General features: G+C 70.1%; 16 protein-coding genes and 1 pseudogene. 14 read left to right on the forward strand and 3 right to left on the reverse strand.

Annotated features, from left to right (window positions below; genetic code table 11):
- The first annotated feature begins 19 nt into the window (after window positions 1-19).
- The 13 genes and pseudogenes from ileS (at window position 20) to ACN28I_RS05465 (ending at window position 15006) form a co-directional block, all read left to right on the forward strand.
- Window positions 20-3761 (forward strand): annotated as a pseudogene (gene ileS, locus ACN28I_RS05405) (isoleucine--tRNA ligase).
- A 249-nt stretch (window positions 3762-4010) separates the two neighbouring features.
- Entirely contained in the window at window positions 4011-5351 is a 1341-nt protein-coding gene (locus ACN28I_RS05410; protein WP_420941062.1) for a hypothetical protein, read from the forward strand.
- A 5-nt stretch (window positions 5352-5356) separates the two neighbouring features.
- Complete coding sequence (locus ACN28I_RS05415; RefSeq protein ID WP_420941063.1) at window positions 5357-6616, forward strand: hypothetical protein; 1260 nt, start codon at window positions 5357-5359, stop codon at window positions 6614-6616.
- A gap of 64 nt (window positions 6617-6680) precedes the next feature.
- Window positions 6681-7394: a hypothetical protein gene (locus ACN28I_RS05420; RefSeq protein ID WP_420941064.1), complete on the forward strand. Its 714-nt coding sequence runs from the start codon at window positions 6681-6683 to the stop codon at window positions 7392-7394.
- A 48-nt stretch (window positions 7395-7442) separates the two neighbouring features.
- The gene (asd, locus tag ACN28I_RS05425; protein ID WP_420941065.1) at window positions 7443-8285 is read left to right on the forward strand and encodes an archaetidylserine decarboxylase; all 843 of its coding nucleotides are present in this window, start codon (window positions 7443-7445) and stop codon (window positions 8283-8285) included.
- 26 nt (window positions 8286-8311) lie between these two features.
- Entirely contained in the window at window positions 8312-9574 is a 1263-nt protein-coding gene (gene hisS / locus ACN28I_RS05430) for a histidine--tRNA ligase (RefSeq protein WP_420948574.1), read from the forward strand.
- Window positions 9575-9690: 116 nt separating this feature from the next.
- Window positions 9691-10101, forward strand: coding sequence for a S24/S26 family peptidase (locus ACN28I_RS05435; RefSeq protein WP_420941066.1), 411 nt, complete (start codon window positions 9691-9693; stop codon window positions 10099-10101).
- Window positions 10098-10388 (forward strand): PqqD family protein, encoded by a 291-nt coding sequence (locus tag ACN28I_RS05440; protein WP_420941067.1) that lies wholly within the window; start codon window positions 10098-10100, stop codon window positions 10386-10388. The genes ACN28I_RS05435 and ACN28I_RS05440 overlap by 4 nt, the downstream gene beginning before the upstream one ends.
- Window positions 10385-10888 (forward strand): hypothetical protein, encoded by a 504-nt coding sequence (locus ACN28I_RS05445; protein ID WP_420941068.1) that lies wholly within the window; start codon window positions 10385-10387, stop codon window positions 10886-10888. The genes ACN28I_RS05440 and ACN28I_RS05445 overlap by 4 nt, the downstream gene beginning before the upstream one ends.
- 12 nt (window positions 10889-10900) lie before the next feature.
- Window positions 10901-12532: a hypothetical protein gene (locus ACN28I_RS05450; RefSeq protein ID WP_420941069.1), complete on the forward strand. Its 1632-nt coding sequence runs from the start codon at window positions 10901-10903 to the stop codon at window positions 12530-12532.
- A gap of 335 nt (window positions 12533-12867) precedes the next feature.
- A complete protein-coding gene (locus tag ACN28I_RS05455; RefSeq protein ID WP_420941070.1) occupies window positions 12868-13980 on the forward strand; it encodes a PQQ-binding-like beta-propeller repeat protein in 1113 nt (370 codons plus the stop codon).
- An 83-nt stretch (window positions 13981-14063) separates the two neighbouring features.
- On the forward strand, window positions 14064-14198 hold the full coding sequence (locus tag ACN28I_RS05460) for a hypothetical protein (protein WP_420941071.1): 135 nt from the start codon (window positions 14064-14066) through the stop codon (window positions 14196-14198).
- Between the two features lie 22 nt (window positions 14199-14220).
- Window positions 14221-15006, forward strand: a complete 786-nt coding sequence (locus ACN28I_RS05465) for a hypothetical protein (RefSeq protein WP_420948575.1) — start codon at window positions 14221-14223, stop codon at window positions 15004-15006.
- Between the two features lie 3 nt (window positions 15007-15009).
- Here the strand turns inward: ACN28I_RS05465 and ACN28I_RS05470 are convergent, their stop codons facing one another.
- Window positions 15010-15279, reverse strand: a complete 270-nt coding sequence (locus ACN28I_RS05470; protein ID WP_420941072.1) for a hypothetical protein — start codon at window positions 15277-15279, stop codon at window positions 15010-15012.
- A 54-nt stretch (window positions 15280-15333) separates the two neighbouring features.
- On the opposite strand from ACN28I_RS05470, the gene miaA reads away from it, so the two are divergent.
- Window positions 15334-16245 (forward strand): tRNA (adenosine(37)-N6)-dimethylallyltransferase MiaA, encoded by a 912-nt coding sequence (gene miaA, locus ACN28I_RS05475; protein ID WP_420948576.1) that lies wholly within the window; start codon window positions 15334-15336, stop codon window positions 16243-16245.
- A gap of 12 nt (window positions 16246-16257) precedes the next feature.
- On the opposite strand, the gene ACN28I_RS05480 is transcribed toward miaA, so the two are convergent.
- Both ACN28I_RS05480 and ACN28I_RS05485 read right to left on the reverse strand, forming a co-directional pair.
- The gene (locus ACN28I_RS05480; protein ID WP_420941073.1) at window positions 16258-16716 is read right to left on the reverse strand and encodes a DUF5063 domain-containing protein; all 459 of its coding nucleotides are present in this window, start codon (window positions 16714-16716) and stop codon (window positions 16258-16260) included.
- 23 nt (window positions 16717-16739) lie between these two features.
- Complete coding sequence (locus ACN28I_RS05485; protein ID WP_420941074.1) at window positions 16740-17102, reverse strand: hypothetical protein; 363 nt, start codon at window positions 17100-17102, stop codon at window positions 16740-16742.
- Window positions 17103-17178 lie beyond the last annotated feature (76 nt).

Consider the following 17178-nt stretch of genomic DNA (forward strand, 5'->3'; position numbering starts at 1 on the left):
GTGCTATCACTGGGACGCCATGTCCCAGTCCCCCGGCCCCCTGTTCGCCACCGTCCCCAACGAGATCGACTTTCCCGCCGACGAGCGCCGCATCCTCGCCTTCTGGAAGGAACGGCGGATTTTCGAGCAGACGCTCCAGGGCCGCGAGGACGCGCCCACCTTCGTCTTCTACGAGGGCCCGCCCACGGCCAACGGCCTGCCGCACAACGGCCACGTGCTGACCCGCGTCATCAAGGATCTCTTCCCGCGCTACAAGACCATGCGGGGCTACCGCGTCCCGCGCAAGGCGGGCTGGGACACGCACGGCCTCCCCGTGGAAGTCGAGGTGGAGAAGGAGCTGCGCATCCACGGCAAGGCGGAGATCGAGCGCTACGGCGTGGAGCCCTTCACCGAGCGCTGCATCGAGTCCGTCTTCCGCTACACCCACGAGTGGGAGCGGCTGACCGAGCGCATCGGCTTCTGGGTGGATCTGCCGGAGGCCTACGTCACCTACCACCGCAGCTACGTGGAGAGCGTGTGGTGGGCGCTCGCCGAGCTGTACCGCAAGGGCCTGCTCTACCAGGGCCACAAGGTCGTCTGGTGGTGGCCCCAGGGCGGCACCGCGCTCAGCTCGGGCGAGGTGGGCATGGGCTACCGCACCGTGGACGACCCCAGCGCCTACGTGGCCTTCCCGCTGCGCGACTCGCCCGACACCGCGCTGCTCATCTGGACCACCACGCCCTGGACGCTGCCGTCCAACATGTACGCGGCCGTCAACCCCACCGTGGACTACGTCACCGTGGACGCGGGCGAGCGCAAGTTCATCATCGCCGCCGCCCTGCGCGACGAGCTCGCCAAGAAGCTCAAGAAGGACCTGCCCGTCCTCGAGACGCGCAAGGGCAGCGCGCTGGTGGGCCTGCGCTACACCCCGCCCTATGACGTGTACCTCCAGCGCGTGGGCGCCACGGAGCTGCCGCTCCAGGGAGGCGGCACGGACTCGCCCGCCTGGCGCGTCATCGGCGCCGACTTCGTCACCCTCTCCAGCGGCACCGGCATCGTCCACATCGCCCCGGCCTTCGGCGAGGACGACTACGAGGCCTTCCGCCGCGAGCGCACCCGCTTCGCAAAGCCCGAGTCGCTGGAGCTCTTCTGCGCCATCCGCCCCGATGGCACCTTCTCCGAGGACGTGCCCCAGCTCACCGGCAAGTTCGTCAAGGACGCGGACAAGGACATCCAGCGCGAGCTCAAGGAGCGCGGCCGGATGGTGCTCGTCGAGCAGTACCGCCACGAGTACCCGTTCTGCTGGCGCGCGGATGATGATCCGCTCATCCAGTTCGCCCGCCCCGCCTGGTACATCCGCACCACGTCCGTGAAGGACAAGGCCATCGCGAACAACCGCGAGGTCAACTGGGTGCCCGAGCACATCAAGGAGGGCCGCTTCGGCGACTTCCTGGCCAACAACGTGGACTGGGCGCTCTCGCGCGAGCGCTACTGGGGCACGCCGCTGCCCCTGTGGATCCACTCGGAGACGGGCGAGGTGGAGGCCATCTCCTCGCTCCAGGCCCTGCGCGAGAAGCCCGGCAACAACCTGGCCGCCGTGGAGGCCGAGCTTCCAGGCCTTCCTCGCCAAGAAGCCCGGCGCCACCAGCGTCGAGCACCTCATCGTCCACAAGCCGTGGGTGGACAAGATCTCCTACGAGAAGCCGGGCACCCCCGGCCGCTTCACCCGCGTGCCCGAGGTGGTGGACGTGTGGTTCGACTCGGGCTGCATGCCCTTCGCGCAGTGGGGCTACCCCCATGCGCCGGGCTCGCACGAGAAGTTCTCCCAGGCCTTCCCCGCGGACTTCATCTCCGAGGCCATCGATCAGACGCGCGGCTGGTTCTACTCGCTGCTGATGATCAGCACGCTGGTGTTCGACGAGGAGACCCAGCAGCGCCAGGGCATCACCCCGCGGCGCGACTGGCCGCTTCCGTACAAGAGCTGCATCGTCCTCGGCCACGTCTCCGACAAGGAGGGCAAGAAGGAGTCCAAGTCCAAGGGCAACTACACCCCTCCGGAGATCATCCTCGACGAGATCCGCATGGACTTCGCCGTGCTCGATGACAAGGCGGCCGGTGTGCCCGGGGTGGCCGGCGAGGCGCTCATCGCCCGCGAGGACCTGGAGGGCCTGGACCTCCAGGAGGGCGCGAAGGTGCAGGTGTTCCGCCCGGACAACGCGGGCACGGCGCTGACCCTCACGGTGAAGGCCCACAAGAAGCTCAAGCGGCGCGTGCTGCTGTTGGGCAAGAAGGACCTGGAGGCGCTGGGCGTGGCGCCCTCGGCGCGCGGCGCGGATGTGATGCCGGTGGAGGTGCCCCGGCTGGCGCCCGCCGAGCGCGTGGTGCTCAAGGATCCGGCCAGCCGCGCTCCCGGCGCGGACGCCTTCCGGTGGTTCTTCTACGCGGCGAGCCCCACGTGGTCCAACACCCGCCACTCGCTGAGCAACGTGCGCCTGCTGCAGAAGGACTTCCAGGTCAAGCTGCGCAACGTCTACTCGTTCTTCACCATCTACGCGAACATCGACGGCTTCTCGCCGGCCCGGGGCAACGCGGACGCCACCGAGGTGCCCTGGCGCGCCATCCGCCAGAGCCAGGGCTGGCGCGAGCCGGGCGCTCGCACGGTGCTGGACCGGTGGATCCTCTCCGAGGTGCAGCTCGCGTTGCGCGACGTGACGCGCCACCTGGACGCGTACCACGTGTACGACGCGGCCCAGCGGATGGTGGCGCTGGTGGACGCGCTGTCCAACTGGTACCTGCGCCGCAGCCGGGACCGGTTCTGGGCGCCGGGCCTGGAGCAGGACAAGCTCGACGCGTACTACACGCTGTACGAGGCGCTCACCACGATCGCGGCCATGTCGGGGCCGTTCGTCCCGTTCTTCGCCGAGGAGATGTGGAGCAACCTGGTGCGCAAGCCCTGGCCCACGTCCCAGCCGGAGAGCGTGCACCTGGGCCGCTTCCCCGAGGCCGACACGGCGCTCATCGACGAGGGGCTCTCGGCGGAGATGGGCGCGGTGCGCGAGCTGGTATCCCTGGGCCTCAAGGTCCGCACGGACAACCGGCTCAAGGTGCGCCAGCCCCTGGCCCGCGCGGACGTCATCCTGGCCCGCCGCGAGCTGCAGGAGCGCGTGGCCGTCTACAAGGATCTCATCAACGACGAGCTGAACGTGCACGAGGTGCGCTTCCTGGAGACGAGTCAGGAGGCGGACGTGGTGCGCTACAAGGTCCGGCCCAACCTGCGCGCCATGGGCAGCCGGCTGGGCCCGAAGCTGGCCCCGGTGCGCAAGGCGTTCGACGCCGCCGACGGCCGCGCCCTCCAGCGGGAGCTGGCGCTGCAGGGCAGGGTGGCGCTGACGGTGGACGGCGAGTCCATGGTGTTCCCCTCCGAGGAGTTGGAGGTGCTGGTGGAGGCCAACCCCGGCTACGCGGCCGCGGGCGCGAGCGTGGGCGTGGTGGTGCTGCACACCGAGCTGACGGAAGCGCTGGTGGACGAGGGCCTGGTGCGCGAGCTGCTCGCCCGGGTGCAGGCGGCGCGCAAGGACATGGCGCTCGGGTACACGGACCGCATCCGCCTGTGGGTGGATGGGGATGCCCGGGTGCGCAAGGTGACGGACGAGGCGCGGGAGCTCATCTCTCGCGAGACGCTCGCCTCGGCGGTGCACGTGGGCCCCGAGGGCCTCTCGGGCCAGGAGGAGGAGTTCAACCTCAACGGCCTGCCCGCGCGTCTCCGGGTGGAACGCGCCTGAACGGTCACTACAAGTACATCATCTCGGTGGGGAGCGTGGGGCCCCCGCAGGACTACGACAACCAGGCGTGCTTCGTCATCTGCGACACTGCGGAGGGGTTCATCACGCTGGCTGGTGAGCCTGCCCCGTCCGGGAGCGTATGCTCCGCGAATCTGGGGGGCGTGCCGCATGACCACGTTTGAGTGCCGGAGCTGTGAGCGCCAGTTCCAGGGCAGGGCGCCGATCTGTCCTTCCGGCGCGAACCACAGCGTGTCGTTGATCAGGGCGGCCCAGCAACCGCAGATCCTCCCGGCGCGCAAGAGCCTCGCTCCGAACACGCCGACGCTGAAGACGGAGGGTCAAGCCACTGGTGCTCCGCTCGCGCCAGGAGAGTGGACGGAGAGCGACCGGGAGAAGTGCAACCAGCGCTGGAAGGACGCCTGCCTCCACAACCTGATGGCGAACAACTTCCGCCGCTATACGCGCATCATCGAGCGCCGGGACTTCTACAACTGGTTCTACAGGTACTCGGTCGACATGGGCTTCGAAACACGGTGGGCGCTCGCGGCGTCCATCGTGGCCACGGGCGCGCATGAGGTGGCCATCATGAACCCAGGCCTTGAGGACATGGGCCGGATGGCCGATACCGTCAGTAACGAGCTCCAGGGGATGATGCGCGAGGGCAACCAGGTCATCTTCGACAATGTCTTTCCCAAGCTGCGCGAGCTTGTGCGACTCCAGCGTCCACTCAAGGGCGACCCTGCCCGCAGTTGGGACATGGGCACGTTGTCCGAGGAGCAGACGCTCATCCAGCCGCTCTACCAGGGAGTCTCCCAGGCGGCGCGCGCCCAGCTCAACCAGATTGCCCGCTTGCAGGGGTTGCCCGGCGTCGTCGCGGCCTTCTCGGCCAGTGCTGTCGTCAAGGACGAGCCTCCGTACGTCCGGGGAGGCCGTGTCCCTGGTTTCACGGGCACCGCGCTCACCTCCATTGACGAGCGCTGGCACTATGGAATGGTCCTGGGCGACATGTTCACCCCCGGGGGAACAGGCTATGACCCCGTCAGGCACAAACGCCCCGTGCCCTCGGCCGGCTACATGAATGGCGCCGAGCTGGCTCGGGTGCGCACCCGGCCCAACCTCCACCGGCTCGACGCCGCGCTGGATGGGGGCGCCGTGGGGGCTACCTGGCTCACCCGGCAGGTGGAAGCGCTCCTGCGCCGGATGACGTCCGCCGAACAGGCCGAAATTCTCCGGGACCACAGGCCCGAGGGAGGCCGTTACTCCATACGCCTGCGCATTCTCTCGCGTCGCACCCTGGTCTCCGTGCTGGCCACCTGGCGCGGCAACCTCGAGGCGCAGATGCGTTTCCTGAGCAGTCACATCGGGGGGGAGAACAACGGCCCATGGCTTGACATGAAGTACAGCGACCTCGCCCCCCTCGTCCGCCCTTTCAGCCAGGCCGAGAAGAACCGGCTGCACACGCCCGAGTGGCAGCGCGTCTTCACCCTCGTTTGTGACGACAAGAGCATGCGGGAGGCCGTCAGGGACCTGGGGCTCGCGGAGCCGCTGCGGACGCGGTGGCTCGAGGGGGAGGAGCGCTTCTTGCGCTGAACGCGATGAGCCTCGAGGAAGACAAGAGGACGAGGCGTGGGGGGAGGACGCGGCGGACGGTCCTGGTGGGGCTGCTGCTCGCGGTGCTGCTCGTGGGGCTGTACCTGTACCGGCATGAGCTCGTGCTCGCGCTCATCTTCGGGCGCGGGGTGGACGTGGAGTGGGCGCGAGACGTCCAGCGGGACAACAGCACGGGCCATGAGTCGGCCTACGGAGTCATCGCGACCGGCAACGGCTTTTCCGTGGTCGGGCAGACCAACTCCCGGCAGCCCGGAGTGGCGCACGCCTGGGTGCTCCGATTCGACAAGGCTCCGCCTCCGCGCTGGGAACGGACCCATGCGGGCAACGGCAAGCTCGGGGCCGCGAGCCGTGCCATCGCCTCCATGCAGGGAGGAGGGCTGGTTGTCGCTGGAACGGAGTATGTGACCGGAGGTGGATTCCAGGAGTGGCTCCTCGCGCTTTCCCCAGAAGGGGACGTCCTCTGGGAGCGCACCCCGGGCCGGGAGGGCGTCAATGGGCTCGACGCCGTCGTGGTGCTCGAGGACGGCTCCATTGTCGCGGGAGGAGCCCAGGACCGGGAGGGCTGGGTGGTGAGGATGGACTCGCGGGGCGAGGTGCTCTGGGACGTGAAATTGCCGCGGCTCGCGCGCGTCACCGCGCTGGTGGCGCTTCCGGCCCAGCGCGTGGCCGTCCTGGGGACGGCGGAGACCTCGACCACTGGGCCGGGGATTTCGAGACTGTTGCTGCTGGAGTCCGATGGACGGGCTACCTGGGAGACGCGGCTGCCGGCTGAAGGCCAGGGCGAGCTGTACGCGCTCGCCCTGCTCCCGGATGGAGGGTTCGCCGCCACCGGACGCTTGAGCCGTCCTGATTCGATGGACCCGAGCTTCTGGGTGGTCCGCCTGGGTCCGCGAGGGGAGCTTCTCTGGGAGTATGTCTCGGATCAGACCGAGGTGGGGGCAGGCCATGGCGTTACCGTTTTCCCCGATGGGGGATTCGCCGTGGCTGGAAACTGGTGGAAGGAACTGCTCAAGGACGGGGAGGCCAAGGTGTGGCGCTTCGCCGCCGACGGGCGCCTGCTCTGGCAGCAGGCCTACGGGGGCGCCGAGAACGACTCGGCCTCCGGCATCGCCCGGCTGGAGGACGGGAGCCTGGTGGTGGTGGGCACGACGATGTCCAAGGGGGCGGGCAAGACGGACCTGTGGACCTTCGGCCTGTCCCCCGAGGGACAGATACTCTGGGAGGAGACGTTCGGGGCTCCCTGACAGGGCCCCCTCCGAGTCGAAAAAGGGGCGCGGCGGTCCGGAAATGGCGTAGAAAACCGGCCCCGTGCGCCCCTACAGCCTCCTTTCCAGCCGGACCCTCGCCGGTCTCCTGACGGCCTTCCTCGTGGCGGCGGCCCCCGTGGCCTGCCGCAAGCCCGCCAAGCCCTCCGAGGCCTATACCCAGGCGCACACGCGCTTCGGCAAGCTCTACGGAGAGAAGGGCGACGACGCCTTCCTGGATCCGGAGCTGGCCCAGGTGGAGGACCTGCTGAACCAGGTGCCCGCGGACAGCCTGGACGCCCCGGCGGCCCAGGAGCTGCGCACCCGCATCCAGGCCGGTAAGCAGCAGGCCCAGGCCCAGGAGCAGGCCAAGGCCGATGCCATGGCCCAGGCTCGCCAGCCGGGCCAGATGCCCCCCGGTTTCAACACGGGCTCCAGCCCATCGCCCGCTCCCTCTGCCGCCGAGCCGGCTGAGGAGGCTCCCGACACGGGCCCCGCCGATGCCGGGACCGGCGTGCCGGGGGTCGGCGCCCCGGAGGCCGTGCTGGCGAGCTCCGGCTGCTTCCAGAAGGGCGAGCCGCTCGAGGTGAAGGGCCGCGGCCGCCGCGACCGCTGGGAATTGGCGGACCGCCCGGCGTGTCGCCAGCAGTATGCCTCGCTGCAGGATCAGGTGTTGATCATCGAAGAGGGCAAGGTGCTCGCCCAGGTGCCCCGGAGCGCCATCCAGGCCATCCCCGTGGATGGCGGCACGGGTGGCCCCACCGACGGTGGTCGCTGAAACCGGCTCGCGCATCCCACTCCAGACACCCCACGCGGAACCCGTCTCATGAACGAACAGACCTTCATGAAGTTGATGAACATCCTCCCCAAGTCCGCCCTGTCCACGGCGGTGGGGATGGCCACCCGCCTGCCCGCGCCCGCTCCGCTGCACCGGGCCGCCATCAAGGCGTTCGCCAAGATGTACAACGTGGACGTGGCCGAGGCGGAGCACGCCCTGGAGCACTACCCGACGTTCGCCGAGTTCTTCACCCGCGGCCTGAAGACGGGCTCGCGCCCCGTGGATCCGGGCGAGAAGGTGGTGGTGTCCCCGGTGGACGGCGCCGTGTCCCAGGTGGGCTACGCCGAGCACGGCCGCGTCATGCAGGCCAAGGGCATCCACTACTCGGTGGGCGAGCTGCTCGGTGACGAGGAGGCCGCGAAGCCCTTCCACGGCGGCGCGTGGACCACCATCTACCTCTCGCCGCGCGACTACCACCGCATCCACGCGCCGCTGGGCGGGAAGATCACCGGCTACGCGTACATCCCCGGCGAGTTCTGGCCCGTCAACCCGGCCTCGGTGAAGAACAAGCAGGCGCTCTTCTGCGTCAACGAGCGGCTCGTCACCTACCTGGACACCGTGGCCGGCAAGTGCGCCGTGGTGAAGGTGGGCGCCACCTGCGTGTCCCGCATCAAGGCCGCCTACGAGGACGTCATCACCCACGAGGGCAAGCCGGGCAAGGTGCACCGCTACGACACAGCCCTCGCGGTGGAGAAGGGCGGAGAGCTGGGCCGCTTCGAGATGGGTTCCACCGTCATCCTCGTGTTCGAGCCGGGGCGGGTGAAGTGGGACGACAGCCTCCAGCCCGAGGCGGTGGTGCGCATGGGCCGGCGGATTGGAGAGATTCCGTGAGTCAGAAGGTCAGTGGCGTCAAGGGCATGAACGACATCCTCCCCGGCGACGTGGAGGTGTGGCAGCACGTCGAGCGCACCGCCCGCGAGGTGTTCGGCCGCTTCGGCTACGGCGAGGTGCGCACGCCCATGGTGGAGGACACCGCGCTCTTCGTGCGCAGCGTGGGCGAGACGACCGACATCGTCGGCAAGGAGATGTACACCTTCGAGGACAAGGGCGGCCGCAGCCTCTCCCTGCGTCCCGAGGGCACCGCTCCCGCCGCGCGCGCGTACATCGAGCACTCCATCAGCAACCAGGAGCCGGTGACGCGCTGGTTCTACATGGGCCCCATGTTCCGCTACGAGCGGATGAAGACGGGCCGCTACCGTCAGTTCCACCAGATCGGCGCCGAGGGCTACGGCTCCAAGGAGCCCGCCCAGGACGTGGAGATGATGGACATGGTCGTGCAGCTCCTGCAGAAGCTGGGGCTCACCGACGTGTCGCTCAACATCAACTCGCTGGGCGATGACGTGTGCCGCCCCGGCTACCAGAGCCGGCTGGTGGAGCACCTGCGCGCCCACTCCAGCGAGCTGTGCGCGGACTGCCAGGTGCGCCTGGAGAAGAACCCGCTGCGCGTGCTCGACTGCAAGAACGAGCGCTGCCAGCAGATCGCCAACGCCGCGCCCAACATCACCGAGTCGCTGTGCGAGCCGTGCCGCGCGCACTTCGCCGAGGTGCAGCGCAAGCTGGACGTGCTCGGCATCACGTACGTGGTCAACTCGCGCATCATGCGCGGCCTGGACTACTACACGCGCACCACCTTCGAGTTCATCGCCTCGCATCCGGCGCTGGGCACCGCCAGCACCGTGGGCGGCGGTGGCCGCTACGACAAGCTGGTGAAGAGCCTCGGCGGACCGGACGTGCCCGCGGTGGGCTTCGGCCTGGGGTTGGACCGGCTCTGCCTGCTGCTCAAGGAGAGCGGCCAGCAGTTCTCCCCGCCCGTGGATCTCTTCATCGCCGCGGCGGACGAGGGCTCGGCGGACGTGGCCTTCGGGCTGGTGAGCCGCATGCGCCGCGAGGGTCTGCGCGTGGAGTTCGACACGCGCGGCGGCAGCCTCAAGAGCCAGATGAAGCGCGCGGACAAGACGGGCGCCCGCTTCACGCTGGTGCTCGGCCAGAACGAGCGCGAGAGCGGCCAGGCCCAGCTCAAGCCCATGGCGGGTGGGGAGCCCATCTCCGTGCGCCTGGAGGAACTGGCCTCCGCCGTGCGCGAGGCGCTCGCCCGGCCGGCCGCTCCCGCTGCCTCCTGAGACGGGAAGAGTCTCAGAAACGGGGAAAAACCGGCGGGACCCTTGAGAATTCAAGGGGTTAGAGGGGCCGCCGGTTTGATGTGTCGGGGATGTGACCTTACAATTCCGTTCCAGTCATGCCGCCAGACTGGACGGAAGGACGTCGAGACGAGGGCCCGTGCTGGATTCCCATTCAGGGAGACAGCATGTGGCCCTCGTTGCGTTCGGGGGACGTGGCGGCGGTGGAGCCGTGCGCCGGGGAGCTGCGTCCGGGCGAGGTGGTGCTCGCGCGATTCGCCCATGCGCTGGTGGTGCACCGCGTGCGCCGGTGTGACGGGGACACGTGCGTGCTGCTCGGGGACAACGCCCGGGCAGAGGATCCGCCCCTGCCGCGCGAGCGGGTGCTGGGGCGGGTGAGCCTCGTGCGCCGGGGTGGCGAGGTGCTCGGGCCGGGCCGGTGGGACCGGGGGCCGGTGCGCTGGGGCCGCTGGCGCGTGGTGGTGAAGCGCGGGCTGGCGGCGCTGCTCGGAAGACGGAGGCGCGCATGAGCTTCCGCCCGGACAGCATCCCCCGCAGGCGCGAGGGCGCGGACGGCCAGCGTTTCGGCGCGGACTTCGTGGTGCTGGATGCGGAAGGGCGGATGTTGCGGGGCCTCAACGAGACCGCGGCGCGCGTCTGGGACTTGAGTGACGGCAATCGCACCGCGCGGGAGATCGCCGCCGTGGTGGCGCTCGAATACGGCGTGGACGTGGAGCGGGTGCTCGGGGACTGCCTGCACTTCCTCGAGCGGCTCGCGGGACATGGGCTGTTGGACGCGGAGGAGGTGCTTCGATGAGAGCGCTCGTGATGGCGTCGGTGGTCCTGTGGCTGTCCGCCTGTGACGAAGCCCGTCCTCCAGAGCTCCCGGGTGGGGAAGGGGAGCCGCCCGCGGAGTCCGGGCCCGTGGTGCCCGCGGAGGTGTCGTGGAATGGCCTCTCGCCGCAAGTGCGGCCCACGCCGCCGCTGCCTCCGCTGGTGGGCTCGGCGGACGTCACCTACGTGCCCGAGGGCGCGCGCGGCCTGTCGGAGGTGACGGCGGTGGAGGTGCGGCTGCGCGTGAGCGGCATCGTCGGCTCGGCGTCGGTGGACGCGGAGCTCCTGGCCCCGGGCCCCGCCGCGTACGAGAAGCACACCCGGAAGGTGGAGGCCGTGCCCACCGAGCAGCGCGAGCTCGTCTTCAGCCTCCCGGTGGCGGGGACGAACATCCCCTTCCACGGGCTGAGCGGGAGCTGGGAGGCGCGCTTCTTCGTCGATGGGGTGCCGCTCACCACCGCCACCTTCACCCTGGATCGCTGAGGAGGCCCCGCCATGAACGCACGCCTGCTCGCGCTCCTGACCCTGCTGCTGCCCGCCGCCGCGCTCGCCCAGAACGCGTGGACCGTCACGCCGGTGGAGGGCTCCGCGGTGATGGGGGAGATCTCCTCGCTCATCTTCGAGGTCCGCAACGCCTCCACCAGCACCCGTCACCTCAACGAGGTCAGCCTCGCCATCGACGGTGCGGCCTATGACGTCGACGGCGGTGACGCCCCGGCGGGCTGGTCGGTGAGCACCATCGATCGCAAGGAGCGCCGCATCACCTACCGGGCGATGGGCTCCTGCTCCGCCGGGCCCCTGGGGCTCGCGCCGGGAGCCTCCGCGCGCTTCACCCTGCGGCTCGTGGGACTCGCGGCCAATGCCGATCTCACCGACGCGCTGGTGGGCGGCAACAATCCCAACAAGTCGAGCATGGCCCTGGACACGTGCCCCGGCGGCGTCACGTTCACCGGAGACCCGGCGCTGGCCCGATGGAAGCGCGTGGGCCTGTCCGCCACCCTCACGGCCCTGCCGCGCACCCTCCAGCTCGGGAGCGACGTCACGGTGCAGCTCGTCGTGGTGAACCGCTCGCTGGTGAACCAGGGGGGCATCACCCCGAGTGGCCCGGCCGTGGTGGGCGACGCACGCTTCGACACGGTGGTGTCGGCGTTCTCCCCGGCCTCGCTCTCCCTCGCGCCCGGAGCCACCGGGAGCTTCACCGCGAGGCTGCGGTCCACGGCGCAGGGCACCTCCATCTTCCAGGCCTCGGCGGGCAACGGCACGGTGAGCACCGCGCTGACGTCCTCCTTACAGGTGAACGTGAGCAGCTTCCCGGCGCTCGCCGAGGTGCTTCCCGCCAACATCATCCCCGGCGATACGGTGACGCTCCGGCTCACCGTGAGCAACCCGTCCACCGTCAACTACCGGGACGTGGTGCCCCGGACGCCCATCTTCCTCGGCACCGCGGTGCCCACGCTCGTGAGCGGCCCCACGCCGGCGAAGTCCACGACGCTCAGCGCCGGCACGTCCGTCAGCTTCGTCTGGAAGTACAAGCTGGACGGGCCCGTGGGCTCCACCTTCCAGTTCGAGGCCCATGCGGACGCCACGCGCGCGGGGGTCCCCCTCTCCACCAGCCGGGTGCTCTCGGGGCTGGGGCGGATCGTCGAGCACCGGCTCTCCATCGAGCCCGCCTCCCTCATCGGCGGCGCCACGAATCGCGCACTCCGCTACGTCGTCTACAACGGCGGCACGGTGGAGATCCGCAAGGTGAAGCTGCTCACGCCCGACACCACCTTCTTCAAGGCGTCGGCCACCCCCTTCGCCAGCGACACCAGTGGGTGGATGGCGGTTGCCACCACCAGCAACCCGAGGGGGTACGAGTGGACGGTCCCCACCGGGCAGTCCGGCATCACCTCGGGCCAGCAGCGGAGCTTCACGCTCGACTACGCCACCCTCGGCGCCGTCACCCGGGATACGGCCTTCCTCCATCAGATGGAGGCTCACGCTGGCCGATGGCACCACCGTCTTCCGCGTGGACGCGCCCGTCACCCTCTTCGTCAACCGCGCGGTGCCCGAGGTGGATGCCCTGGTGGCGATCGCCGGGCAGAACCGCAACACGCTGGTGTGGACCAACCCGTCCGAGCATGACGGGGTGCTCGTGCTGCGCGCCGTGGGCACCGCCCCCAACACCGCCCCCGAGCCGGGCCGGCGCTACGCGGCGGGCGAGACGCTCGGCAACGCGACGGTGGTGTACTCGGACGAGGTGAGCGTGGCCTCCACCGTCGAGGACTCCGGGCTCACCAACGGCACGGCCTACGTCTACCGGGTCCACAACCACGACACGCTGTACCGGTACTCGCCCGGCAACGCGCCGCACTCGCTCGGGCTGAAGTCCACGCCCACCAGCCGCGCGGCCGGCCAGCCCCTGTGGTGCTACAGCGTGGGCTTCTCCACGTTGCAGCAGCCCATCACCGAGGCTCGGCGTGGGCATCTTCAGCTCCAACACCTCGGGCCGCGTGACGGCCAACCTGACGAACACGGCCACGCTCGTGCTGGATGGCAACGAGCGCTGGCGGCCCGTGCAGCTCCTGGGCGCCGTGCAGAGCCGCTTTCCCATCGTCCCGCTCTCCGGCCTGCCCGGGCAGTACATCGTCACCGGAGACATGGCGGGCTACACCCAGGCCATCCGCACCGATACCGGGGAGTTCCTCTGGCGCTCCACCACCCCGCTCGGGACCATCCAGTCCTTCCCGGTGGTGCAGCTCCACGACACCACCTCCACCAACGCGGCCTACCAGGCGGCCTTCCCCGGGCGCGACCTGGCCTTCTTCGCCACCCGGCTGAGCACCGGCACCGGTAACAAGGTCGTGGCGCTCGATGCCGCCACCGGCGCGCCCGTGTGGACGTACGCCCCGGGGGACCTCGGGATGGTGAGCGGGGGCATGCTCATCGACTACGCGTACAACCGGCTCTACGTGGGCGTGCGCTCCAACGGCGGCGCTCTGGCCTCGCTGCGCATCCTGGACTCGCTCACCGGCACCGAGCTGGCCCGGCTGTCGCTCGGGGACATCGACTTCGGCCTCGTGCGTTATGGCTCGGCGGTGAACCTCGCGCTCGTGACGAACAGCGACGGCACGGTGTACGGCGTCGACATGGTGGGCATGAAGGTCTCCTGGAGCGCGTCCGTGGCGAGCCGCCCGTCGGCCTCGGTGCCCGCGTTCTCCCAGTTCGCCCGTCCGGTGAATGGGGGCTTCGTGGTGAGCATCCTGGGCGCCACCGATGCAGAGGGCAGGGTGGAGCGCTGGAGCGTCACCACCAGCACCACGGGCACCACGGTGAAGAAGCTCTGGTCCACGCCCATTCCCAGCCCGTCCGGCTCCTTCTCGTTCACGAGCGGCGGCGTGCAGCGTCTCTATGTCGGCGGCAAGGACGAGAAGCTGCACGAGCTGGACATCACCACCGGCGTGGACGGCAAGCAGCTCTCGCTGCCCGGCGCGCTGGCCATCGGCACGCCCACGGTGGACCACACCGTGTCGCGCCTCCACGTGGGCACCCAGGACGGCCGCATCTGCGCCTTCCCGGTGCCGTTCCCCTGAGCACCTCTCCTGAGCCCTTCTTGACGCGAGACCGCGAGCCAGCTTCCGGGGGAACCCCGCCCACGCCCGACTCGAAGGAGCCGGTGGCGGCCCCGCGTGCGCGCGTCTACGAGCCGCCCGCGGTGCTCTGGGAGCAGCCCTTCGTCGCGCTCGCGCAGGTGTCCTTCACCGACGACTACGGCTGCGACATTCCGGGCTCGTGCTCGGACCTGCCGTGAGGTGCTTCCGTCCCATGGGGTGATGCTCTCGCTGGCTGGCTGGACGGTGTCCCTCGAGTGTGAGGATGCGGCGCTGGAGGCCTCGCTCGTCCGGGCCTTCCCGGCGTTCCGCACGGAGGCGCCCGCGCGGGCGCGGATCCGGGTGCTGCGTCCGGCGGCTCCGGTTTCCGCGTCCAGCGGGCGCGCCCTGCCCGAGCCCCGCCCTGTCCCCGGTGGAGGCCTGCGGGTGGAGGGGGAGGACTACGTGGCGGACATCGCCCCCGAGGGCCGGAGCGCCACGGTGACGGGCGAGGGCCGCTTCCCGGTGGACACGGTGTTGAAGGTGATGCTGGCGGGCGAGCTGGCGCGGCGCGGGGGCCTGCTGGTGCACGGCGTGGCGGTGGAGCACGAGGGCCGGGCCGCGCTCTGGACGGGGCATTCCGGGGCGGGGAAGAGCACCCTGGGCGGGCTGTGGGCGGGGGCCGGGGGCACGGTGCTGACGGACGAGCTGGTGGCGGTGTGGCCCGAGGCGGAGGGCTGGCGGGCCGCCGGGACGCCGTGGAACGTGGGAGTCCCCCGCGAGGCCTCGCTGCGCGTGGTGGGGCTGCTGGGCTGGGACGCGGCCTCGCGCTGGGAGCCCGTGGGGGCGGGGGAGGTGGCCCGGGTGCTGCTGCTCAACGCACTCCTGCCCGAGTCCTCCGCCGCCGGACGCCGCCACCTGCTGGGCGCGGCGAGCCGGCTGCTCGGGAGTGTGGAGACGGCGCGGCTCGTCTTCGCGCGGGATGTGTCCGCCGCGCAGGTGGTGCGCGCCGGGCTGGGGACGGAGTGACGGTCAGCTCCGGCGGCGTTTGAGGTACAGCCGGGTGAGGGTCTCCTGGCTGCCAGGGACCTGCACCGGAGTGACCGTGACGGAGACCAGCTCCCAGCCGTCGGCGCCGGCGCGCTGGAGCCAGGTGGCCTCGTCGTCACAGGACTCGAGGCCCTTCGCGGAGTTGGTGACGGCCATTTGCAACGGCATGCGCCCGGCCCATTGGCCGTTGACGTAGGTCACCTTGCCCTGCTGGAGCATGGCGATCTGGTACTCGAATGTCATGGGGGTCATGGTGTCCTTCGTACGGCCTGTCTCGCGCGCTCCATCCTACTATTCTCTTCCGTGATGAAACCCTTCCTCACCGTCATCGCCGGGCCCACCGCGTCCGGGAAGACCGCGCTCGCCATCGAGCTCGCCCTCCGCGAGGGTGGGGAGATCGTCAGCGCGGACTCGCAGCAGGTGTACCGGTATTTCGACATCGGGACGGCGAAGCCCACGGCCGAGGAGCTGGCCGCGGTGCCGCACCACCTCGTCTCCGTGGTGGATCCGCTCGAGCCCTTCTCCGCCGCCGAGTACCAGCGCCGGGCCGATGCGGCCATCGAGGACATCGCCTCGCGGGGCAAGCCCGTGTTCGTGGTGGGTGGCACGGGCATGTACCTGCGTATCCTGCTGCATGGCCTGGTGGAGGCACCGGGAGCGGACCCCGAGCTGCGCGCGGAACTGGAGGCGCTCGCCGCCGCCGAGGGCCGGGAGGCCGTGCACCGCAAGCTCGCCGAGGTGGATCCGGAGACGGCCGCGAAGCTGCCGCCGAGGGATCTGGTGCGCACCATCCGGGCGCTGGAGATCCACAAACAGACGGGCAAGCCGGCCTCCGAGTTCCGCAAGGAGCATGCGTTCGCGGCGGAGCGGTACCCCTTCCGGATGCACGTGCTGTCGCCGCCGCGCGAGGTGCTGTACCAGCGCATCAACGAGCGCAGCGCGGCCATGTTCCAGGGCGGGCTGTTGGACGAGGTGCGCGAGCTGATCGCCCGGGGGTATGCCGACGCAGCGCCCATGCGCAGCGTGGGGTACGTGCAGGCGAAGGCGGTGGTGGACGGGAAGCTGACGGTGGAGGAGGGCATCCAGCAAGCGGCCCAGGAGACGCGCCGTTACGCCAAGCGGCAGCTCACGTGGTTCCGCAAGGAAGCGGGAGCGAACTTCGTCGAGCAGGTGCCGTATTCCGTCGATGTGCAGCGGAGGGAGGGGGGCTCGGGCTGAGTCCCCCGGGGCTCAGAAGGCCAGCGCGTGCAGGTACTGCTGGAGCGAGCGCAGGTGCTGGCCCCAATGCGTCTCGTAGAGGAAGCGGAAGTGCCACAACGCATCCTCCTCGCTCGTCGTCTCCCAGCGGGCGAGCACCTCGTGCATTTCCAGGGTGATGTCCGTGAGGTCGTCGATGGCGTCGGCGATCCCGGTCTCGGGCGCACCCACCTTCTCCGTGACATCGAGGACGGCGTTGTAGAAGCCGTAGCGGGGGAAGAGCGCGGAGATGCGCTCGCGGAGCACCTGGTAGTCGGCGCGAGGCGGGCCGGGATGATCGCGATCGTCGGAGGGAGCCTCGGCGAAGTGATACGCGAGGGCGAGCCTGTCGAGCGCCAGGCGGAGCGCCTTCTCCCGCTCCTCCGCGGGTCCGGCGCCCTCCATGAGGGACAGGAACTGCTTCACGGCGTCCAGGATCTCGCCACGCGTCATCCGCCATCTCCCGTCGCGGGAGATTATTGCTCGACGACGGACTGGAGCACGAACACGCGCGCATCGCCCTCGCCGCGCGGGGCGCCGTCGGCCACCAGCCCGCCGGACATGTAGATGCGGTGGGAGGCCTGCTGCCGCTTGTCCTGGGCCATGCCGGGCGGGTACTCGATTCCGCTCACCAGGATGCTCGCGCTCGCGCCGATCGGCGAGACGCGGAGGGAAGGGCAGGGTGCCACGGCGCACCGGATACCGCTGTCGGAGATCCGGTACGTGCCGAGGCCCTGGACCTCACTCGCATCGTGGAAGATGTCATCGTCGAAGATGCCGCCGCCCGGACCACACGCGGAGGCACCGAGCATCAGGAACGCGCAGAGGAGTTTTCTCATGGTGGACAGTGCCGGTTGCAAGGCACATTCCCGCGCCACGCCTTGGTATTTCGCGGGGTTGCACGCGCACGGGTCC

Origin of the sequence: Archangium gephyra, assembly GCF_049060025.1 — a bacterium.
In the GTDB taxonomy this organism is placed as follows: Bacteria; Myxococcota; Myxococcia; order Myxococcales; family Myxococcaceae; genus Archangium; species Archangium gephyra_A.